27 protein-coding genes and 2 tRNA genes are annotated in these 19,850 nt (G+C 63.9%); 22 read left to right on the top strand and 7 right to left on the bottom strand.

The window, feature by feature from the left end:
• Positions 1-6 precede the first annotated feature (6 nt).
• From ruvA to nadA, 13 genes are all read left to right on the top strand, one after another.
• Positions 7-612: a Holliday junction branch migration protein RuvA gene (gene ruvA / locus A9G05_RS17580; RefSeq protein ID WP_069562197.1), complete on the top strand. Its 606-nt coding sequence runs from the start codon at positions 7-9 to the stop codon at positions 610-612.
• A gap of 6 nt (positions 613-618) precedes the next feature.
• Positions 619-1,671 carry a Holliday junction branch migration DNA helicase RuvB gene (gene ruvB, locus A9G05_RS17575; RefSeq protein WP_069562196.1) on the top strand — a complete coding sequence of 351 codons (1,053 nt, stop codon included), beginning with the start codon at positions 619-621 and terminating at the stop codon, positions 1,669-1,671.
• 86 nt (positions 1,672-1,757) lie between these two features.
• Positions 1,758-2,204 (top strand): tol-pal system-associated acyl-CoA thioesterase, encoded by a 447-nt coding sequence (gene ybgC, locus A9G05_RS17570; protein ID WP_069562195.1) that lies wholly within the window; start codon positions 1,758-1,760, stop codon positions 2,202-2,204.
• A gap of 2 nt (positions 2,205-2,206) precedes the next feature.
• Positions 2,207-2,902 (top strand): protein TolQ, encoded by a 696-nt coding sequence (tolQ, locus tag A9G05_RS17565; protein WP_044414101.1) that lies wholly within the window; start codon positions 2,207-2,209, stop codon positions 2,900-2,902.
• A gap of 36 nt (positions 2,903-2,938) precedes the next feature.
• Positions 2,939-3,397, top strand: coding sequence for a protein TolR (tolR, locus tag A9G05_RS17560; protein ID WP_069562194.1), 459 nt, complete (start codon positions 2,939-2,941; stop codon positions 3,395-3,397).
• Positions 3,397-4,419: a cell envelope integrity protein TolA gene (gene tolA, locus A9G05_RS17555; RefSeq protein ID WP_069562193.1), complete on the top strand. Its 1,023-nt coding sequence runs from the start codon at positions 3,397-3,399 to the stop codon at positions 4,417-4,419. The genes tolR and tolA overlap by 1 nt, the downstream gene beginning before the upstream one ends.
• Positions 4,416-5,720, top strand: coding sequence for a Tol-Pal system beta propeller repeat protein TolB (gene tolB, locus A9G05_RS17550; RefSeq protein ID WP_069562192.1), 1,305 nt, complete (start codon positions 4,416-4,418; stop codon positions 5,718-5,720). The genes tolA and tolB overlap by 4 nt, the downstream gene beginning before the upstream one ends.
• Before the next feature lie 59 nt (positions 5,721-5,779).
• Positions 5,780-6,277, top strand: coding sequence for a peptidoglycan-associated lipoprotein Pal (gene pal / locus A9G05_RS17545; protein ID WP_069562191.1), 498 nt, complete (start codon positions 5,780-5,782; stop codon positions 6,275-6,277).
• A gap of 5 nt (positions 6,278-6,282) precedes the next feature.
• The gene (gene ybgF / locus A9G05_RS17540; RefSeq protein WP_069562190.1) at positions 6,283-7,104 is read left to right on the top strand and encodes a tol-pal system protein YbgF; all 822 of its coding nucleotides are present in this window, start codon (positions 6,283-6,285) and stop codon (positions 7,102-7,104) included.
• A gap of 118 nt (positions 7,105-7,222) precedes the next feature.
• Complete coding sequence (gene queE, locus A9G05_RS17535; protein WP_069562239.1) at positions 7,223-7,870, top strand: 7-carboxy-7-deazaguanine synthase QueE; 648 nt, start codon at positions 7,223-7,225, stop codon at positions 7,868-7,870.
• Position 7,871: 1 nt separating this feature from the next.
• Positions 7,872-8,546, top strand: a complete 675-nt coding sequence (queC, locus tag A9G05_RS17530; protein ID WP_069562189.1) for a 7-cyano-7-deazaguanine synthase QueC — start codon at positions 7,872-7,874, stop codon at positions 8,544-8,546.
• 59 nt (positions 8,547-8,605) lie between these two features.
• Positions 8,606-8,681, top strand: a tRNA-Lys gene (locus A9G05_RS17525).
• 187 nt (positions 8,682-8,868) lie between these two features.
• Entirely contained in the window at positions 8,869-9,927 is a 1,059-nt protein-coding gene (gene nadA, locus A9G05_RS17520) for a quinolinate synthase NadA (protein ID WP_044414080.1), read from the top strand.
• A gap of 58 nt (positions 9,928-9,985) precedes the next feature.
• On the opposite strand, the gene A9G05_RS17515 is transcribed toward nadA, so the two are convergent.
• A complete protein-coding gene (locus tag A9G05_RS17515) occupies positions 9,986-11,419 on the bottom strand; it encodes a M48 family metalloprotease (protein WP_069562188.1) in 1,434 nt (477 codons plus the stop codon).
• 107 nt (positions 11,420-11,526) lie between these two features.
• Between A9G05_RS17515 and A9G05_RS17510 the strand changes: the two genes are divergently transcribed.
• Both A9G05_RS17510 and A9G05_RS17505 read left to right on the top strand, forming a co-directional pair.
• Positions 11,527-11,766, top strand: a complete 240-nt coding sequence (locus tag A9G05_RS17510; protein WP_044414073.1) for a sulfurtransferase TusA family protein — start codon at positions 11,527-11,529, stop codon at positions 11,764-11,766.
• A gap of 22 nt (positions 11,767-11,788) precedes the next feature.
• Positions 11,789-12,868, top strand: coding sequence for an AI-2E family transporter (locus A9G05_RS17505; RefSeq protein ID WP_069562187.1), 1,080 nt, complete (start codon positions 11,789-11,791; stop codon positions 12,866-12,868).
• Positions 12,869-12,919: 51 nt separating this feature from the next.
• Here the strand turns inward: A9G05_RS17505 and A9G05_RS17500 are convergent, their stop codons facing one another.
• Both A9G05_RS17500 and A9G05_RS17495 read right to left on the bottom strand, forming a co-directional pair.
• Positions 12,920-13,393 (bottom strand): peroxiredoxin, encoded by a 474-nt coding sequence (locus A9G05_RS17500; protein WP_069562186.1) that lies wholly within the window; start codon positions 13,391-13,393, stop codon positions 12,920-12,922.
• A 16-nt stretch (positions 13,394-13,409) separates the two neighbouring features.
• Positions 13,410-13,967: a glycine cleavage system protein R gene (locus A9G05_RS17495; protein ID WP_044414064.1), complete on the bottom strand. Its 558-nt coding sequence runs from the start codon at positions 13,965-13,967 to the stop codon at positions 13,410-13,412.
• 166 nt (positions 13,968-14,133) lie between these two features.
• Between A9G05_RS17495 and dapA the strand changes: the two genes are divergently transcribed.
• The 4 genes from dapA (at position 14,134) to A9G05_RS17475 (ending at position 17,375) form a co-directional block, all read left to right on the top strand.
• Complete coding sequence (gene dapA, locus A9G05_RS17490) at positions 14,134-15,012, top strand: 4-hydroxy-tetrahydrodipicolinate synthase (RefSeq protein ID WP_069562185.1); 879 nt, start codon at positions 14,134-14,136, stop codon at positions 15,010-15,012.
• Between the two features lie 18 nt (positions 15,013-15,030).
• A complete protein-coding gene (bamC, locus tag A9G05_RS17485; protein ID WP_069562184.1) occupies positions 15,031-16,146 on the top strand; it encodes an outer membrane protein assembly factor BamC in 1,116 nt (371 codons plus the stop codon).
• 122 nt (positions 16,147-16,268) lie between these two features.
• The gene (locus A9G05_RS17480; protein WP_044414056.1) at positions 16,269-17,138 is read left to right on the top strand and encodes a phosphoribosylaminoimidazolesuccinocarboxamide synthase; all 870 of its coding nucleotides are present in this window, start codon (positions 16,269-16,271) and stop codon (positions 17,136-17,138) included.
• A 147-nt stretch (positions 17,139-17,285) separates the two neighbouring features.
• A tRNA-Ser gene (locus tag A9G05_RS17475) sits at positions 17,286-17,375 on the top strand.
• Between the two features lie 61 nt (positions 17,376-17,436).
• Here the strand turns inward: A9G05_RS17475 and A9G05_RS17470 are convergent.
• From A9G05_RS17470 to A9G05_RS27680, 4 genes are all read right to left on the bottom strand, one after another.
• Positions 17,437-17,760 (bottom strand): type II toxin-antitoxin system RelE/ParE family toxin, encoded by a 324-nt coding sequence (locus A9G05_RS17470; protein WP_069562183.1) that lies wholly within the window; start codon positions 17,758-17,760, stop codon positions 17,437-17,439.
• Positions 17,757-17,993, bottom strand: a complete 237-nt coding sequence (locus tag A9G05_RS17465; protein ID WP_069562182.1) for a type II toxin-antitoxin system ParD family antitoxin — start codon at positions 17,991-17,993, stop codon at positions 17,757-17,759. Before A9G05_RS17465 ends, A9G05_RS17470 begins: the two co-directional genes overlap by 4 nt.
• Positions 17,994-18,140: 147 nt before the next feature.
• Positions 18,141-18,425, bottom strand: a complete 285-nt coding sequence (locus A9G05_RS17460) for a hypothetical protein (RefSeq protein WP_069562181.1) — start codon at positions 18,423-18,425, stop codon at positions 18,141-18,143.
• Complete coding sequence (locus A9G05_RS27680; RefSeq protein ID WP_165667606.1) at positions 18,422-18,592, bottom strand: hypothetical protein; 171 nt, start codon at positions 18,590-18,592, stop codon at positions 18,422-18,424. Before A9G05_RS27680 ends, A9G05_RS17460 begins: the two co-directional genes overlap by 4 nt.
• A 126-nt stretch (positions 18,593-18,718) precedes the next feature.
• On the opposite strand from A9G05_RS27680, the gene A9G05_RS17455 reads away from it, so the two are divergent.
• The 3 genes from A9G05_RS17455 (at position 18,719) to A9G05_RS26715 (ending at position 19,842) form a co-directional block, all read left to right on the top strand.
• On the top strand, positions 18,719-18,994 hold the full coding sequence (locus A9G05_RS17455; protein WP_069562180.1) for a helix-turn-helix transcriptional regulator: 276 nt from the start codon (positions 18,719-18,721) through the stop codon (positions 18,992-18,994).
• Positions 18,995-19,099: 105 nt separating this feature from the next.
• Positions 19,100-19,549, top strand: coding sequence for an Arc family DNA-binding protein (locus tag A9G05_RS17450; RefSeq protein ID WP_371850576.1), 450 nt, complete (start codon positions 19,100-19,102; stop codon positions 19,547-19,549).
• Positions 19,550-19,602: 53 nt separating this feature from the next.
• Positions 19,603-19,842 (top strand): DNA-binding protein, encoded by a 240-nt coding sequence (locus tag A9G05_RS26715; protein ID WP_083272606.1) that lies wholly within the window; start codon positions 19,603-19,605, stop codon positions 19,840-19,842.
• Positions 19,843-19,850: the final 8 nt, after the last annotated feature.

Below are 19,850 nucleotides of genomic sequence, written 5' to 3'. Positions count from 1 at the left end.
CTCTTCGTGATCGGACGTTTGCGTGGCACCTTGGCGGAGAAACAGCCGCCGCACCTGATCCTCGACGTCAATGGCGTCGGCTACGAACTGGAAGTACCCATGACCACCCTCTACCGCTTGCCCGGCGTCGGTGAGCCCGTCACCCTGCACACCCACCTGGTGGTGCGGGAGGACGCGCACCTGCTCTACGGCTTCTACGAGCGCCGTGACCGGGAGCTGTTCCGTGAGTTGATCCGCCTCAACGGTGTTGGCCCCAAGCTGGCCTTGGCCCTCATGTCCGGGTTGGAGGTGGATGAACTGGTGCGCTGCGTGCAGGCCCAGGACACGTCCACCCTGGTGAAGATCCCTGGAGTCGGCAAGAAGACCGCCGAGCGCCTGCTGGTGGAGCTCAAGGACCGTTTCAAGGCCTGGGAGAACATGCCCACCATCGCCCCGCTCATCGTCGAGCCTGTGGCCGGGGCCGGTGTTTCCAGCGCCGAGAGCGATGCCCTCAGCGCCCTTGTCGCCCTCGGCTTCAAGCCGCAGGAAGCCAGCCGCGCCGTTGCTGCCATCAAGGAAGAGGGGTTGTCCAGCGAAGAAATGATCCGCCGCGCCCTGAAAGGAATGGTGTAAGCCCCGATGATCGAAGCCGACCGCCTGATCACTGCCAGCAGTCGCGACCGCGATGAACAGCTGGACCGTGCCATCCGCCCGCTGAGCCTGGCCGACTACATTGGCCAGCCGGTTGTGCGCGAGCAGATGGAGCTGTTCATCAAGGCCGCCAAGGGGCGGGGGGAGGCCCTGGACCATACCCTGATCTTTGGCCCGCCCGGCCTGGGCAAGACCACCCTGGCCAACATCATCGCCCACGAGATGGGCGTCTCCCTCAAGAGCACCTCCGGCCCGGTGCTGGAGCGACCCGGCGACCTGGCGGCGCTACTGACCAACCTCGAAGCGGGCGACGTGCTGTTCGTCGATGAGATCCACCGTCTCTCGCCCGTGGTCGAGGAAGTGCTCTACCCGGCGATGGAAGACTTCCAGCTCGACATCATGATCGGCGAAGGCCCGGCGGCCCGCTCCATCAAGCTCGACTTGCCGCCCTTCACTCTGGTCGGGGCCACCACCCGCGCCGGGATGCTGACCAACCCGCTGCGGGACCGCTTCGGCATCGTCCAGCGTCTGGAGTTCTACAACACCCAGGACCTCTCCACCATCGTGGCGCGCTCCGCCGGCATTCTTGGCCTGCACATCGAACCGGAGGGCGCCTTCGAGATCGCCCGCCGCGCCCGTGGCACGCCGCGTATCGCCAACCGGCTGCTGCGCCGTGTGCGGGACTTCGCCGAGGTCCGGGCTCAGGGTCAGATCACCCGCGTCATCGCCGACCAGGCGCTCAACCTGCTGGATGTGGACGAGCGTGGCTTCGACCACCAGGACCGGCGTCTACTGCTGGCGATGATCGACAAGTTCGACGGCGGCCCGGTCGGCGTGGACAGCCTCGCCGCTGCCATCAGCGAGGAGCGTCACACCATCGAGGATGTCCTGGAGCCCTACCTGATTCAGCAGGGCTACATCATGCGCACACCGCGTGGGCGGGTGGTCACCCGTCATGCCTACCTGCACTTCGGCCTGAAGTTGCCGGGCCGGCTGCTGGAGGAGCCCACGGGGGATTTGTTCACCCCGGGTGACGAATGAACATCCCAGCGGTCGAAGCGTGCGTCGGAATGGCGCAAAAACAGTTGTCGGGCCGGATTGGCAACCCTTGGAGTAAGCACTAGAGTATGCGCGCGCAAAATGAGGCCCCACTCTTCGTGCATCGGAGCCGTGTCTATTACGAGGACACCGATGCCGGAGGCATCGTCTATTACGTCAACTACCTCAAGTTCATGGAGCGGGCTCGAACCGAGTACCTGCGGAGCCTGGGCTTTGCCCAGTCCGAGCTGGTCGGGGAGAACCTGCTGTTCGTCGTGCACTCGGCCGAAGCGCGCTACCACAAGCCGGCCCGCCTGGACGATGAACTGGCCATCAGTGCCGAAGTGATCGAATTGAACCGCGCGAGCCTGAGGTTTCGTCAACAGGTGAGGCGGGTTACGGATGATGCGCTGCTCTGCGAAGGGCAGTTCCTGGTGGCCTGTGTGCGTGCCGACAGTTTGAAACCCCGGGCGATCCCCGAAGCGCTGTGTGAAGCCTTCGCCGCCGTACCGGGCCAATCCCCTGCAGGAGACTAAGCGTGGAAGCCAACGTCGTCGACCATACCTCCATGTGGAGCCTGATCAGCAACGCCAGCCTCGTGGTGCAACTGGTCATGCTCACCCTGGTGGCCGCCTCGGTCACCTCGTGGATCATGATTTTCCAGCGCAGCAACCTGCTGCGTGCGGCCAAGAAGTCCCTGGAGGCCTTCGAGGAGCGCTTCTGGTCGGGCATCGACCTGTCCAAACTGTACCGCCAGGCCGGCAGCAACCCGGACCCGGACTGCGGCGTGGAGCAGATCTTCCGTGCCGGTTTCAAGGAGTTCTCCCGCCTGCGCCAGCAGCCCGGCGTTGACCCGGACGCGGTGATGGAGGGCGTGGCCCGTGCCATGCGCGTCGCCATTTCCCGTGAAGAGGAAAAGCTCGAGCAGAGCCTGCCGTTCCTCGCCACCGTCGGCTCCACCAGCCCCTACATCGGCCTGTTCGGTACCGTCTGGGGGATCATGAACTCTTTCCGCGGCCTGGCCCAGGTTCAGCAGGCCACCCTGGCCACTGTTGCCCCCGGTATCGCTGAAGCCCTGATCGCCACCGCCATCGGCCTGTTCGCGGCGATCCCGGCGGTCATCGCCTACAACCGCTTCTCGGCCCGTGGTGAAACCCTGATCGGTCGCTACTACACCTTCGCCGACGAGTTCCAGGCCATCCTGCACCGCAAGGTGCACACCAGCGACGAGTGATAGACGCAGGCTCAACGAAAGGACAGGTTCCAAGCCATGGCCAGAAACCGCCATAAACGCAAGCCGGTCGCCGAGATGAACGTGGTGCCCTACATCGATGTGATGCTGGTACTGCTGGTCATCTTCATGGTGACGGCGCCCATGCTCAACCAGGGCGTCAAGGTCGACCTGCCCAAGGTCTCCAGCGAGGTGCTGCCGCAGGACAACAACTCCCGTGTGCTCACCATCTCCATCAAGGCTGACAAGACCTACTACTGGAACATGGGCGAGGAAGTCGACACGGATCAGGGCAAGGGCAGCGAGACCGCCACAGCACTGCCGGACCTGGTGCGCACCGTGACCGCGATCATGAGCCAGAACGCCAGTCTGGGTAAGAAGGTCCAGGTCTTCGTCCGGGGTGACAAGGCGGTCGACTATGGCTCCGTCATGGCGGTCATGGGTGGCCTGCAACAGGCCGGCGTCGGCAATGTCGGGCTGATCACCGAGGCGCCCTGATGCATCAGCAGAGCGAACGCTCCCCCTCTGAAAGCTACTTCTGGCCCACCGTTTGGGCTGTCGGGCTGCATGCGCTCATTTTCGGCATGCTCTTCGTCAGCTTCGCCTTCACCCCGGAGCTGCCGCCGGCGCGTCCCATCGTCCAGGCCACCCTGTACCAACTGAAGTCCCAGAGCCAGGCGACCACCCAGACCAACCAGAAGATCGCCGGCGAGGCCAAGAAGACTGCGGCTCCGATGTATGAAGCCGAGCAACTGGAAATGAAGAAGGCGGAAGAGCAGAAAGTGGCTGCCGCCAAGGCCGCGGAACAAAAGAAAGCCGAGGAAGCTCGAAAGGCGGCAGAAGCCAAGAAAGCAGAAGAGGCGAAGAAAGCCGAGGATGCCAAGAAGGCAGCCGAGGAAGCAGCCAAGAAGCAGCAGGCCGACATCGCCAAGAAGAAGGCCGAGGAAGAAGCCAAGAAAAAAGCCGAAGAGGAGGCCAAGAAGAAGGCCGCCGAAGAGGCGAAGAAGAAAGCGGCTGAGGACGCCAAGAAAAAGGCAGCCGAGGCAGCCAAGAAGAAAGCAGCCGAGGATGCCAAGAAAAAGGCAGCCGAAGATGCCAAGAAAAAAGCGGCGGAAGAGGCCAAACGCAAGGCGGCCCGTGACCAGAAGGCGGCTGCGTTGGCAGAGCTTCTTGGCGATAAAGCCGAGAACCAGCAGGCGCTAGCCGATGAGGTGGGTGACCAGGTGGCCGGCAGTCTGGATGACCTGATCATCAAGCTGATCAGCGAGAACTGGCAGAAGCCGCCCACCACCCGCGCCGGCATGAGTGTCGAGTTGCTGATCCAGATGCTTCCGGATGGCACCGTCACCAACGCCAGCGTGACCCGCTCCAGTGGTGATGCACCGTTCGACAGCTCCGCCGTGGCGGCGGTGCGCAACGTGGGTCGTATCCCCGAAATGCAACAATTGGATCGCGCTACCTTCGATAAGCTCTACAGGCAGCGTCGCGTCATCTTCAAACCGGAGGATTTAGGTCTGTGAACACACTGATCCGTATCGTCCTGCTCGGTCTGACCATGCTGGTCGGTACCGTTCAGGCCGCCGACCCGCTACTGATTACCGGTGGCGCCAACAGCGCCACGCCCATCGCCGTCGTTCCGTTCGGCTGGCAGGGTGGCACCGTGCTGCCGGAAGACATGTCCGAGATCATCGGCAATGACCTGCGCAACTCCGGCTACTTCGAGCCCATTCCGCGCCAGAACATGATCAGCCTGCCGACCCAGGCGGCCGAAGTGATCTACCGCGACTGGAAGGCGCTGGGTGCCCAGTACGTGCTGGTCGGTAGCATCGTGCCGGCTGCGGGTCGCCTGCAGGTGCAGTTCGCGCTGTTCAACGTCGCCACCGAACAACAGGTGTTCGCCGGAACCGTCAGCGGCTCCACCGACCAGCTGCGTGACATGGCCCACTACGTCTCCGACCAGGCTTTCGAGAAGCTCACCGGGGTGAAGGGCGCCTTCTCCACCCGCATGTTGTACGTCACCGCAGAGCGTTTCTCGGTGAACAACACCCGCTACACCCTGCAGCGCTCCGACTATGACGGCGCCCGCGCCGTGACCCTGCTGCAATCCCGCGAGCCGATCCTGTCGCCGCGTTATGCGCCGGATGGTCGTCGCATCGCCTATGTCTCGTTCGAGCAGAAGCGTCCGCGCATCTTCATCCAGCACATCGATACCGGTCGCCGCGAGCAGATCACCAACTTCGAGGGTCTCAACGGGGCGCCGGCCTGGTCGCCTGATGGCAATCGCCTGGCGTTCGTCCTGTCCAAGGACGGCAACCCGGAGATCTACGTGATGGACCTGGGCAGTCGCCAGTTGCGTCGTGTCACCAACCACATGGCCATCGACACCGAGCCCTTCTGGGGCGCCGATGGCCAGACCCTGTACTTCACCTCCGACCGTGCCGGCAAACCGCAGATCTACAAGGCCAACATCAATGGTGGGGAACCGCAGCGCGTCACCTTCGCGGGCAACTACAACGCCAACCCGAAACTCTCCGCTGACGAGAAGACCCTGGTGATGATCCACCGCCAGGATGGCTTCACCAACTTCAAGGTGGCCGCCCTCGATCTGACCCGTGCCGGGGCCGCTCCGCGCATCCTTTCCAACACCTCGCTGGACGATTCGCCCACTGTTGCCCCCAACGGCACCATGCTAATCTACGCCACCCGCCAGCAGGGCCAGGGAGTCCTGATGCTCGTGTCCACCAACGGACGCGTGCGGCTTCCAATTCCAACCGTTCAAGGCGATATCCGCGAACCGTCCTGGTCGCCGTACCTGAACTGACGCGGTGCTGATTTTTTGCTTTTTGCTAAACACACTGGGGCTCATTAGGAGTTACAAAGATGGAAATGATCAAGTTCGGTAAGTTCGCAGCGCTGGCTCTGGCCATGGCCGTAGCAGTAGGTTGCTCCTCCAAGGGCGGCGAAAACTCCGGCGAAGGCGCCGTAGATCCGAACGCTGGCTACAACGCCAACAATGGTGCTCTGGATTCCAGCCTGAGCGAAGAAGCCGCTCTGCGCGCCATCACCACCTTCTACTTCGAGTACGACAGCTCCGACCTGAAGCCGGAAGCCATGCGCGCTCTGGACGTACACGCCAAGGACCTGAAAGCCAACGGCAACCGCGTTGTCCTGGAAGGCCACACCGACGAGCGCGGCACCCGCGAGTACAACATGGCTCTGGGTGAGCGTCGTGCCAAGGCCGTTCAGCGCTACCTGGTTCTGCAGGGCGTTTCCCCGGCTCAGCTGGAGCTGGTTTCCTACGGTGAAGAGCGTCCGGTTGCCACCGGCAACGACGAGCAGTCCTGGGCTCAGAACCGTCGCGTAGAGCTGCGTAAGTAATAGCTATGCGCAAGTGCCGTCGTGCTTTGACTGTATTGGCCCTGGGTAGCCTGCCCTTCGCAGCGCTTGCCGAGGTTCCCGTGGTGGACGGAAACAACGCCGGTTACGGTGCCTATCCGCCCGCTGGTTATGGTACGAACGGCGCCTATGCCGGAACCGGGGCGCAAGCCCCGGTTTCCGCGCAAGGCGAGCTGTTCATGCAACTGCAGCAGATGCAGGAAGAGATCGGTCGCCTGCGCGGCATGGTCGAAGAACAGCAACATGAGATCCAGCAACTGAAGCAGCAGAGCCTGGAACGCTACCAGGATCTGGATAGTCGGTTGAGCACTGGCGCCGCAGGTGCCCCGGCTCCTACCCAACAGAATGCTCCCGCCGATGGCGCCATCAACGCCGTCGGCGCCCCGGCTGCTCCTGCCCAGCAACCCGCTGCGAGCAACGAGCCGGCCGACCCCGCCAAGGAAAAGCTCTACTACGAAGCCGCCTTCGACCTCATCAAAGCCAAGGACTTCGACAAGGCCAGCCAGGCCTTTACAGCGTTCCTGCGCAAATACCCCAACAGCCAGTACGCCGGTAACGCCCAGTATTGGCTCGGTGAGGTGAACCTGGCCCAGGGCGACCTGCAAGGCGCTGGCCAGGCTTTCGCCCGCGTCAGCCAGACTTACCCGCAACACGCCAAGGTGCCCGACTCGCTCTACAAGCTTGCCGATGTCGAGCAGCGCCTGGGCAACGCCGACAAGGCCAAAGGTATCCTCCGACAGGTGATCTCCCAGTACCCGGGTACCTCGGCTGCCCAACTGGCGCAGCGTGACTTGCAGCGCCTTCGCTGAGCCCGTTGCGTCCATCGAGAAACCCGCGCCCGTCGCGGGTTTTTTCGTTTAGAATCGCCGCCCCTCTTACCTGCAACGGAGGCGGATGGCCTGTTTCGCCGTCACGCCCGTGGCCCTTATGCAACAGACCCTGCGAATCACCGAGATCTTCTACTCGCTGCAGGGGGAGACGCGTACCGCCGGCTTGCCGACGGTATTCGTGCGCCTGACCGGCTGTCCCCTGCGTTGCCAGTACTGTGATACCGCCTATGCCTTCAATGGCGGGCAACTCCAGTCCCTCGACGACATCCTGGAACAAGTGGCCGCCTACCGGCCGCGCCATGTCTGCGTCACCGGGGGCGAGCCGCTGGCCCAGCCCAACTGCATCCCGCTGCTGGTGCGCCTGTGCGATGCCGGCTACGAGGTGTCCCTGGAGACCAGCGGCGCCCTCGACATCGCCGCCGTCGACACCCGCGTGAGCCGCGTGCTCGACCTCAAGACGCCCGGCTCTGCCGAAGTCGCTCGCAACCGCTACGAGAACATTGCCCAGCTCACCCCGAACGACCAGGTGAAGTTCGTCATCTGCTCCCGGGAGGACTACGACTGGGCGGTCTCCAAGCTCATCGAGTACCGCCTTGAACAGCGGGCCGGCGAGGTGCTGTTCTCTCCTAGCCACCGCCAGGTGGACGCGCGCGAGTTGGCCGACTGGATCGTGGCGGACAACCTGCCCGTCCGCCTGCAACTGCAGCTGCACAAGATTCTCTGGAACGACGAACCGGGACACTGACATGAGCGACAAGAAAGCGGTCATCCTTCTTTCCGGCGGCCTGGATTCCGCCACCGTCGTAGCCCTGGCCCGCGCCGACGGCTACGCCTGCTACACCATGAGCTTCGATTATGGCCAGCGGCACCGGGCTGAGCTGCACGCCGCCGAGCGCGTGGCTCGCCAGCTGGGCGTGGTGGAGCACAAGGTCATCGGCCTCAACCTCAACGGCATCGGCGGCTCGGCACTGACCGATGACAGCATCGCCGTTCCGGAGAGCCCCTCCGAGGGCATCCCCGTCACCTACGTACCCGCACGCAACACCGTGTTCCTCTCCCTGGCGCTGGGCTGGGCCGAGGTGCTGGGTGCGCGCAACATCTTCATCGGTGTGAATGCCGTGGATTACTCCGGCTACCCGGACTGCCGCCCGGAGTTCGTCGACGCCTTCGAACGCATGGCCAACCTCGCCACCAAGGCGGGTGTGGAAGGGCAGGGGTTCCGCATCCAGGCGCCGCTGCAGAACCTCTCCAAGGCCGAGATCATCCTGGCCGGTATAGCTCAGGGTGTGGACTACGGGCTGACCGTTTCCTGCTACCAGGCCGACGACCTGGGGCGGGCATGCGGCAGGTGCGACAGCTGCCGGCTGCGCGCCGCCGGCTTTGCGTCGGCCGGCGTGGAAGATCCGACACCCTACTTCTGAAAAAATTTCCCGAGGGGTGTTGAATTCCTGAATAAAATCAGTATTATACGCCTCGCGTTGGGTCGTTAGCTCAGTCGGTAGAGCAGTTGGCTTTTAACCAATTGGTCGTAGGTTCGAATCCTACACGACCCACCATACAAGGCCTCGATGGGGCCAACAGAAGCGGGAAGATCGAAAGGTCTTCCCGCTTTTTCGTTGTGGCGCCGCAGCCATCCACCCCGTCATTGATCTGCGCTATCATCCGCCGCCCGCGTGCCCTACCGTTGTCCGGCACGCGGTTTTACATGGCTTCCACGCTCAGGCGTCCCGCAGGTCCGCAGACATGTCCCAGCTCTCCGAACGTTTCCTCGTCCAGGCTCACTTGGCAGCCAAGCAACCCCGGCAACTGACGCCCGAAGAAGAGACCCAGCTGCGCCAGGCGATCGCCGCCGAGCTCAAGGCGCAGAATGCCGTCCTGGTGGCCCACTACTATTGCGACCCGGTGATCCAGGCGCTGGCGGAAGAGACCGGCGGCTGCGTCTCCGATTCCCTTGAGATGGCGCGCTTCGGCAACCAGCACGCTGCCCAGACCGTTGTGGTCGCTGGCGTGCGCTTCATGGGCGAGACCGCCAAGATCCTCAACCCCGAGAAGCGCGTGCTGATGCCGACTCTCGAGGCCACATGCTCCCTTGATCTGGGCTGCCCGGTGGATGAGTTCTCCGCCTTCTGCGACCAGCACCCCGAGCGCACGGTCGTCGTCTATGCCAACACCTCCGCAGCCGTGAAGGCGAGGGCGGACTGGGTCGTTACCTCCAGTTGCGCCCTGGAGATCGTCGAGAGCCTGATGGACAACGGCGAGAAGATCCTCTGGGCACCCGACCAGCACCTGGGTCGCTACATCCAGCGCGAGACCGGTGCCGACATGCTGCTGTGGGACGGTGCCTGCATCGTCCACGAGGAGTTCAAGGCCAAGCAACTCGAAGACATGAAGGCGCTCTACCCGGACGCTGCCATCCTGGTGCACCCGGAGTCGCCCGAGTCGGTCATCGAGCTGGCCGATGCCATCGGTTCCACCAGCCAGTTGATCAAGGCCGCCCAGACGCTGCCGAACAAGACCTTCATCGTCGCCACCGACCGCGGCATCTTCTACAAGATGCAGCAGCTCTGTCCGGACAAGCAGTTCATCGAAGCCCCCACCGCCGGCAATGGTGCTGCCTGCCGCAGTTGTGCCCATTGCCCGTGGATGGCCATGAACACCTTGGAACGCACCCTGCAGTGCCTGCGTGAGGGCAGCAACGAAATCTTCGTCGACGCCGCGCTCATTCCCCGCGCCGTCAAGCCGCTCAAGCGCATGCTCGATTTCACCCAGGCCGCCCGCATGAAGCTCAGCGGCAACGCTTGAGCGAACGCCCATGAAAAAGCCCGGATCAATGTCCGGGCTTTTTCGTTTCTGCGCAGGCTCAGCGCATCATCTGCTTCACCGCCTTCTGCTGCTCGATCAGCTCCTGCTGGCGCGCGTCGATGCGGGCCGCCAGGGGGAAGTTGCTGCTGGCCCGGCGCTTGGCGAAGTCCAGTTGCTCGATCGCCTGGTCGAAATCCCCCACCAGGGCGAAGTACTCGGCACGGGCCTGGTGCAGGCCGATGGTGTTGCCGGCCAGACCGCGCACCTCCGCTACCTGGTACCAGATGTCCGGGTCGTTGGCGCGGGTGCGGGCCAGATCCTCCAGCACCTTCTCGGCGTCCTGAGGCTTGTTCTGCTTCAACAGCAGGTCCGTCCGGGCCTGCTTCAGTGGGTAGCTGGCTGGGTAGAGGCCGAGCATCCGGTCCACCCGCTTCTGCGCGTCAGGCAGGCGGTTGGCGGTGATGTCCAGGTCCACCTGGGCCAGGTTGTAGGCCACCTCGTTGGGCGCCTTGGCCAGTAGCTGCGTCAGCGCCTCGCGGGCCTCGTTCAACTGGCCGGCCTTGATCTGGGCGATGGCCAGGCCGTAGCGCGCCGCGTCCAGCTTCGGATCGCTGTCCAGCATCGCGCGGAAGCGCTTGGCGGAGATGCCCGGAGTTTCCTCGAACATCAGTTGCACCCGCGCACGCATCAGCTGGTAGCGCAGGCTGTTCTCCACGCCGCCAGCGGGTAACTGCTCGGCGCGGTTGCGGGTGTCGGCGATACGGGATTCGGTCACCGGGTGGGTCAGCAGAAATTCCGGTGGCTTGGAATCGTAGCGGTACTGGCGCATCAGCCGCTCGAACATGTTTGGCATGGCGCGCGGGTCATAGCCGGCCTTTTTCAGGTTGAGCAGGCCGATGCGGTCAGCCTCCTGCTCGTTCTGGCGGGAGAAGCGCCGCTGTTCCTGGATGGCCGCTGCCTGGGTCGACATGATCGCTGCCATGCCCGCGTCACCGGCGCCGGCCGCCGCTGCGACGATGCCGGCGAGCATCGCTGCCATCACCGGGATCTGCATGCGCTGCTGGGCTTCCACGCCGCGCGCGAAATGGCGCTGGGACAAGTGCGCGAGCTCGTGAGCCATGACCGAGGCGTACTCGGCCTCGTTGGGTGCATAGAGGAACAGGCCGCCGTTGACGCCGATGATCCCGCCAGGGGCGGCGAAGGCGTTCAGTTGCGGACTTTTCAGCAGCACGAATTCCAGGCGGCGGTCCTGCAACTGGCTGGACTCGGCCAGGCGGTAGACGCTGGTTTCCACGTACTCCTTGAGCTGCGGATCGGGCAGTTGCTCCACCTGGGCGCGCAGCAGCCCCAGCCAGGCCCGGCCCAGCTTGTGTTCCTGATCGGGCGAGACGACGGAGGAGCTGGCATCCCCCAGAGAGGGCAGGTCATCGGCAATGGCCGGCGTGGCAAGGAGGCAGGCAAGCGCTAGCAGGGTAGGGCGCAACGGGTTCATGCACGGTGGCTCGTAGCGGGCAAAGGCGTAAATGTAGCTTTCATTCCGCTCGGCTGGCCAGCGCGGAGAGCGCTTCTGTATCCTAGGCGCCCTTCTGGAGATGCCCCATGACCGACGCCGTTCCCTTCGACGCCGAGCTGGATGCCAGCGGGCTCAACTGCCCCCTGCCGTTGCTCAAGGCCAAGCTCGAACTCAACCGCCTCGCCAGCGGCCAAGTCCTCAAGGTCACCGCCACCGACGCCGGTTCGCAACGCGATTTCCGCGCCTTCGCCCGCCTGGCCGGGCATGAGCTGCTGCACGAGGACGCCGCCGACGGCGTGTTCCGCTACTGGTTGCGCAAGGCCTGAGCGCCGCGTTCGAGGGATTCCGATGTTCAAGGTGCTTCGTGACTGGGTACAGCGCTACTTCTCCGATGAAGAAGCGGTGGTGCTGGCCGTCTTCCTCGTGCTGGGCTTCACCCTGGTGCTTACGCTCGGCAACATGCTCGCCCCGGTGCTGGCCGGCCTGGTGCTCGCCTTCCTGATGCAGGGGCTGGTCAACCAGTTGGAGCGCCTGCGGATGCCGGGCCCGGCGGCCGTCTGGGTGGTGTTCGCCCTGTTCATCGGCCTGCTGGCGCTGTTCCTCGTGGTGCTGCTGCCGCTGCTCTGGCAGCAGTTGAGCACGCTGTTCAACGAGCTGCCGCGCATGCTCGGCGAGTGGCAGTCGCTGCTGTTGCTGCTGCCGGAGCGCTATCCGCACCTGGTGACCGACGAGCAGGTGCTCAACGCCATCGAGGTCACCCGCAGCGAAGTCGGCAAGTTCGGTCAGTGGGCACTGACCTTCTCCCTTTCCAGCCTGCCCCTGCTGGTCAACTTGATGATCTATCTGGTGCTGGTGCCGATCCTGGTGTTCTTCTTTCTCAAGGACCGCGAGCTGATCCTGCGCTGGCTGAGTGGCTACCTGCCCCGCGAGCGGCAGTTGATGACCCGCGTGTGGAAAGAACTGCACCAGCAGATTGCCAACTACATCCGCGGCAAGGTCATCGAGATCGTCATCTGCGGTGGTGTCACCTACGTCGCCTTCGTCTCCCTCGGGCTCAACTACGCCGCACTGCTGGCGCTGCTGGTGGGGCTGTCGGTGGTGGTGCCCTATATCGGCGCCGTGGTGGTCACCGTGCCGGTGGCGTTGATCGGCCTGTTCCAGTGGGGCTGGGGCGACCAGTTCATCTACCTGATGGTCCTCCACGGCATCATCCAGGCCCTGGATGGCAACGTGCTGGTGCCGCTGCTGTTCTCCGAGGCAGTCAACCTGCACCCGGTGGCGATCATCTGCGCGGTGCTGCTGTTCGGCGGGCTGTGGGGATTCTGGGGCATCTTCTTCGCCATCCCCCTGGCCACCCTGTTCAAGGCGGTGCTGGATGCCTGGCCACGCACGTCTGCGGAGCCGGCCGGGCCTGCTCCCATCATGTGACAGGCAAAACAATGCCGCGAAGATTCGCGGCATTTTTCATGGCGGCGGGGCTCAGGCCTTGTTCAGCGCCTGCGCGGCTGCCAGCACCTCGTCGGCATGGCCCGGCACCTTCACACCGCGCCACTCCTGGCGCAGCACACCGTCCTTGTCGATCAGGAAAGTGCTGCGGTCGACGCCCAGGTACTCCTTGCCGTAGAGCTTCTTCTGGCGGATCACGTCGAACAGTTGGCACAGCGCCTCGTCCTTGTCCGAGATCAGCTCGAAGGGGAATGCCTGCTTGCACTTGAAGTTCTCATGGGACTTCAGGCCATCGCGGGAGACGCCGAAGATCACCGTGTTGGCGGCTTCGAACGCGCCGTGGCGATCACGGAAGTCCTGGCCCTCGGTGGTGCACCCCGGGGTGCTGTCCTTCGGGTAGAAGTAGATCACCACCTGCTTGCCACGCAGGTCAGACAGCTTCACTTCCACGCCACTGGTGGCGGCAGCGGTGAAATCGGCGACGGGCTGGTCGAGGCTCACGGCCATGGGAAAGCTCCTCTGTTCAGGGGTGTTGCGGACGCCACGGTTCGATCAGCGCATCCAGGTTCAACGCATCGGCGAAGTCCAGGAACTGATCGCGCAGCCAGCTGATCTGGGTGCCGGCCGGCAGCGTCACGGTGATGGTCGCGTTGAGCATCGTGCCCATGGTCTGCGGCGCCTGGTAGGTGTCGCAGGTCAGGTTCTCGATCTCCACACGGTGGTCGAGGAAGAACTGGCACAGCTCGCTGAGGATGTCCGGACGGTACACCGCGCTCACATAGGCGACGTACGGCATCGAGTTCGGACGCGGTTCCAGCAGGCCGCTGCGCACCATGTGGGTGGTGAAGTCGTGGCGCTTGGCCAGGGCCGGTACACCGGACTCCAGGCGCGCCAGCGCATCCCAGCTGCCGGAAACCTGCAGCACCAGGGCGCAGTACTCGCCGTGGCGGGTCATGCGGCTGCTGACCACGGCACAGCGGTTTTCCTGGCTGGCGCGGCAGAGCACGGTGGTCAGGTCCATCGGGTTCCGGCCAAGGGCACTGATCACGAGGAATTGTTCGCGGGGCGGGGTGGTGGACATGCAGCGTTCCTAAAGCGAGGGGAGGGCGGCGAGGCCGCGTCTATCAAAGCGGGAAGGGTAGCGAAAAGCGCCGCCAAGGGGAATGCTGGCAGGCCCCGTGTCACCTTGTGCTGGACCCAGGCCGCCAGTACCATTACCGCTCTCTTTTTCCGGCAGGAGCGGTTGCATGATTGCGGGCAGTATGGTGGCGCTTGTCACGCCCATGGACGCGCAGGGTCAACTGGACTGGGCGAGCCTGGCCAAGCTGGTGGATTTCCACCTCCAGGAAGGCACCAACGCCATAGTCGCGGTCGGCACCACGGGCGAATCGGCCACCCTGGATGTCACCGAGCACGTCGAAGTCATCCGCCGCGTGGTGGATCAGGTCAACGGCCGTATCCCGGTCATCGCCGGCACCGGCGGCAACTCCACCCGTGAGTCGGTCGAACTGACCGCCGCCGCCAAGGACGTAGGCGCCGATGCCTGCCTGCTGGTGACCCCCTACTACAACAAGCCGACCCAGGAAGGCCTGTACCAGCACTTCCGCCACATCGCCGAATCCGTCGCGATCCCCCAGATCCTCTACAACGTTCCCGGCCGCACCGTCTGCGACATGCTGCCCGAGACCGTCGAGCGCCTGGCCAAGATCGGCAACATCATCGGCATCAAGGAAGCCACCGGCGACCTCAAGCGCGGCCAGGAAGTACTGGATCGCGTCAGCAAGGACTTCCTCGTCTACTCCGGTGACGACGCCACCGCCGTCGAGCTGATGCTCATGGGCGGCAAGGGCAACATCTCCGTCACCGCCAACGTCGCCCCCCGCGAGATGGCCCAGCTCTGCGCTGCCGCCATGACTGGTGATGCCGCCACCGCGCGCGGCCTGAACGACAAGCTGATGCCGCTGCACAAGGCCCTGTTCATCGAGTCCAACCCGATCCCGGTCAAGTGGGCGCTTCACGAAATGGGCCTGATACCGGACGGCATCCGCCTGCCGCTCACCTGGCTCAGCCCCCGCTGCCACGAAACCCTGCGCCAGGCCCTGCGCCAGTCCGGCGTGCTTGCCTAACCCTTGGAGCAACAACGCATGAAGCGACTGGCCGGACTCTCCGCGCTTGCCCTGATGATCTCCAGTACCAGCGGTTGCGGCTGGCTCTGGGGCGAAAAAGGCTACTTCCGCGACCGCGGCAACGACTACCAGGAAGCGCGCCAGGCAGCGCCCATGCAGCTGCCGCCGGATGCTGACAGCAAGCGGCTCGACCCGCTGCTGCCGATCCCGGCCAACGTCGCCGACAACCGCACCGACCCCGACTACGAAGTCCCGCGCCCGCAGCCCCTGCAGGTGCGTGGCGAAGTCAGCGAGTACAGCCTGCAGAAGAGCGGCGACTCCCGCTGGGTCGTCGCCCAGCGCGTACCGGCCGAAGTCTGGCCGGTGGCCCGCCAGTTCTTTGAGGACGGCGGTTTCCGCATCGCCGACGAGCGCCCGCAGACCGGTGAGTTCAGCACCGCCTGGCAGCGCCTCGACCAGCTCTCCGCCCCCCTGGCCCGCCGCCTCGGCAGCCGCGTGAGCGGCCTGGAGCCCGACAGCGAAGTGCGTGCCCGCGTGCGCATCGAGCCCGGTGTGCAGCGCAACACCTCCGAGATCTTCATCCTCACCACCAGCCGCCCGGCTGGCAGCAGCGCCGACACCGGCTGGCCGAGCCGTTCCGACAGCCCGGGCCTGGAAGCCGCGCTGATGGACGAAATGCTCGCCACCCTGGCCCGCAGCGCCGAACAGGGCGGCTCCGTCTCCCTGCTCGCCGCCCGCGACTTCGACGCCCCCAGCCGCGTCACCCTCACCCAGGACGGCAGCGGCAACCCCGTGCTCAACCTCGGCGCCGACTTCGACCGCGGCTGGTCCAGCGTCGGCCGTGCCCTGGAGATGGGCGACGTCCGCGTCGACGACATCAACCGCAGCCTCGGCGTCTACTACATCAACCTCGCCGAGGGTGCCGAGAAGGACAAGGAGCCCGGCTTCTTCAGCCGCCTGTTCGGCAGCGCGCCGAGCAAGGAAGAGATCGAAGCCCGTGCCGAGCGCTACCAGGTCCGCCTGACCCGCGTCGGCGAGAGCGTCCAGGTCACCGTCGAGAAGGACCTCAACACCGTCGCCCCCGCTGACGTGGCGCGCCGCGTGCTGACCCTGATCCAAGAAAACCTCGGCTGACAGCCGAAACCGGGCGGCCCTCACGCCGCCCGGCATCCAATGGCCGGCCCCGTGCAGGCTGCGGAACCCGATAGGCGAAACCCCGGTTTCGCCTGTTTCGTTTGATAGAGGCGGAAAACGACATGACCACTCCCAGCACCCTGAGCCTGAAGAAGATCTATTCGGGCAAGGTCCGCGACCTGTACGAGATCGACGACAAGCGCATGCTCATGGTTGCCACCGACCGGCTCTCCGCGTTCGATGTCATTCTCGACCAGCCCATCCCCGAGAAAGGCAAGATCCTCACCGCCATCTCCAACTTCTGGTTCGACAAGCTCAGCGGCATCGTCCCCAACCACTTCACCGGTGACCGTGTCGAAGACGTCGTCCCCGCCGCCGAACTGCCCCTCGTCGAAGGCCGCGCCGTCGTCGCCAAGCGCCTCAAGCCCGTCGCCGTCGAAGCCATCGTTCGTGGCTACATCGTCGGTTCCGGCTGGAAGGAGTACCAGAAGAGCGGCACCGTCTGCGGCATCCAGTTGCCGGCCGGCCTCAAGGAAGCCTCCAAGCTGCCCCAGCCGATCTTCACCCCCTCCACCAAGGCCGCCGTCGGCGACCACGACGAGAACATCTCCTTCGAACAGTGCGAAGCCATCATCGGCAAGGAACTGGCCGCCAAGGTCCGTGACACCGCCATCGCCCTGTACAGCACCGCCGTCGAATACGCCGCCACCCGCGGCATCATCATCGCCGACACCAAGTTCGAATTCGGCATCGACGAAGACGGCACCCTGACCCTCATGGACGAAGTGCTCACCCCCGACTCCAGCCGCTTCTGGCCCGTCGAGAGCTACGTCGAAGGCAAGAACCCGCCCAGCTTCGACAAGCAGTTCGTCCGCGACTGGCTCGAGTCCACCGGCTGGAACAAGGAGCCGCCGGCCCCCGCCGTACCGGCCGACGTCGCCCAGAAGACCGCGGACAAGTACCGCGAAGCCCTCACCAAGCTCACCGCCTGAGCCGAGGGTACGCCCACCGCCTGCCGCCCCGATAACGGAGCGGCGGGCGGCTGGAAGCCCGACCTGCTGCAAGCATCTGAAACCACGCGAAAAATCGCCTCATGGGCTTCGCCATCGGCGGATGAGCTGGTATGATGCGCGCCGTTCGGGAAGATGCCGGAGTGGCCGAACGGGACGGATTCGAAATCCGTTGTGTCAGCAATGGCACCTAGGGTTCAAATCCCTATCTTCCCGCCATACACAGCAAAGCCCCTGGTTCGAGAGAGCCAGGGGCTTTGTGCTTTCCGCGCTGGTGCTTTCAGTCACCCGACTGCATCCAGGCTGGTAGATCCCGCTGGTTGTGCAGGACGCGCCACACATCGATGTGGTCCTCGCGCTCCAGATAGAACACCAGATAGGGATAGCGCCCCAGCGCCCATGAGCGCAGCCCCGGCAGGTCGAGTTCATGGGCGTACCGCGATGAGCCCGCCTCGGGATGGCGACCGATGCGCTTGTACGTTCTCTCCAGCGCGTCGATGAAGCCGAGTGCTGCCTGCTCGGTGCCTTCGCTGAGGTAGTAACTGATGGCGTCGTCGATATCCTGGTTGGCCCGTGCCCGGGGGATGATGGGCTTGGCTTTCATGCCTTGGTATTCCGGACCCGGTTGCGCAGTGCTTCGAAGTAGGTGTCGTCAGCCGGAGTGGCAGGGGATGACGAGGCGCCCTCCAGGAGCAGGTTGCGCAGGCGCTGACGATCCTGGTCCCTGCGGATCAGCTCGCGCACGTACTCACTGCTGGTGCCGTAGCCGCGCTGGCTGACCTGTTCGTCGACGAAGCTCTTGAGGCTGTCGGGCAGGGAAATGTTCATGGTGCTCATCGCGTTCACCCTTTGGCAAAAATTGCCAAAGGATCTTAGCACCGGATACCGCAGGCCAGTGTCGCAGAGCCCCGGGTCAGCCGTCGGCACCCCGGCCCCATGCCCAGCAAGGCCCCCTGGCCCGCGAGAGCCAGGGGCTTCGTGCATTCAGACATACCCGCGCGATCCTGGCGCGGGCAGGGGGCGCTGCACCAGCACCTTCATCCGGCGGATGTCCGACCAGAACAGCTCATCCGGAAACGGCCCCGGCGCCAGCGCGTCCTTCACCAGGAAGTAGCCCTCCTCGCAAACCCCCTCCACCGGCACCACCACACCCACGATGTGGTAGCAGCAGAACAGCGGATGCGGCACTTCTTCCCAGTGCAACTCCATCACCACCGTCTGTCCCAGGTTTGCCAGTGCCGTTCTGGTGTCCACGGGTTGCCCGCTCATGCTTTCCACTCCCGATGGCGCGCTGGTACGCGCAGTGTGTCGGAGGGAATGCCTCTGCGATCCGTTCGGTTATGGATGGTGCTGCAAGCATCATCAGTGCGGGCTGCAGCTTCAAGATTCTGCTGAGGGGTGGCCAAGGTGGCCTGGGCAAGGTCTTCCAGTTCCATGCTCATTCCATCACTATTCGCGGTTACGAAATTATCCATCACGCATAAATCCAAATTGGATAAATGTCATTTGGATAATGTCACATTAAATCCGAAATGGATAGATCATTTTTAGATCTAAAAATCATGATCAAATCGCGTGTCATTGAAATATTGAAAAGCTCAGAGATGCGCCTCCCGGAGTTGGAGGAGCGTACGGGCATCAATCGCTACACCTGGAACAACCTCAAGAACCCCTCCCGAAACAGGGAAATCAAAGAGAGCGAGATCCTCGCTATCGCCGAGTTGTTCCCGCAGTACCGGTGGTGGTTGCTGACTGGTGAGGTCATGCCCGAGATCGGGCAAACGAGCCCGGCCTATGACGAAGCCCATTCAGAGATGCCGTCGTCCAGCGCTGAGTAGTAACGACGGCGCCCCCAGTTCCTGAATGGCTCCGCGCTTTCCATGGGCGGCCGGAAGAATGACTCCGGCTGGCTGAAGGGCATTGTGGTGGCGCCGTTGCTGTCAATGTCACGGTGGTCCATCCTCCCGCGAATGAGCAGAGAAGACCCCCAATTCAAACTGAGAATGCCTGTCCAACTGCGCGCCCAGGTGGAGCAGGCAGCCAAGACTTCAGGTCGGTCACTGAATGCCGAGCTGGTTGCTCGCATCGAAGCCAGTTTTCTTGGCGAGTCCGCTACCGAGAAGTTGATGCCTGCCGCCAGAGCAAGGGAATTGGCACTGATGGCGAGAGCGGGATTGCCGGATGAGATTCGTAGAAGAGCGATTGAGGCCATCGCGCGTGCCGTCAGGCTGGGTCATGACGGGGTGACGGTCGATGTTGGAGACCTGGGATTGAGCTTCGGGCTCCCAGAGGCTGACCTGTCTCGCCTCATGGGTGATGTGCTGCAAGAGCTGTCTGAGGCGGGCTACAAGGCGAGCTGGGAAGAGACAGCTTCTATTGGCATCAAATTTTGAGACGGCAACGTTGAAGACGTTTTATGCAGACCGCAGGCGATAGAGCACGAGCGTTGATCAAACGGCTGGGACCGAAAAAGGCCAGCGAGCTGGGGGGAGGCAACCACGACCGCTGGCGAAGCGTCAGCAAAGGCGCGGTAAGAGTCAGCACGGAAGAGATCGACGTGCTTGTGAAGGCTTATCCCCACTACGCGCTCTGGCTGGCATGCGGGCAGATTGCACCCGAGATCGGGCAGACAAGCCCGGCCTATGACGACACCCATCCCGATTTATCGCCCTCCAGCGCTGATTGACCATGGAC

The sequence above is a fragment of the Pseudomonas sp. ENNP23 genome (genome assembly GCF_001728945.1).
Lineage (GTDB): Bacteria > Pseudomonadota > Gammaproteobacteria > Pseudomonadales > Pseudomonadaceae > Metapseudomonas > Metapseudomonas otitidis.
Note: the sequence above shows the minus strand (reverse complement) of the source record. Positions and strands in the feature narration are given on the sequence as shown.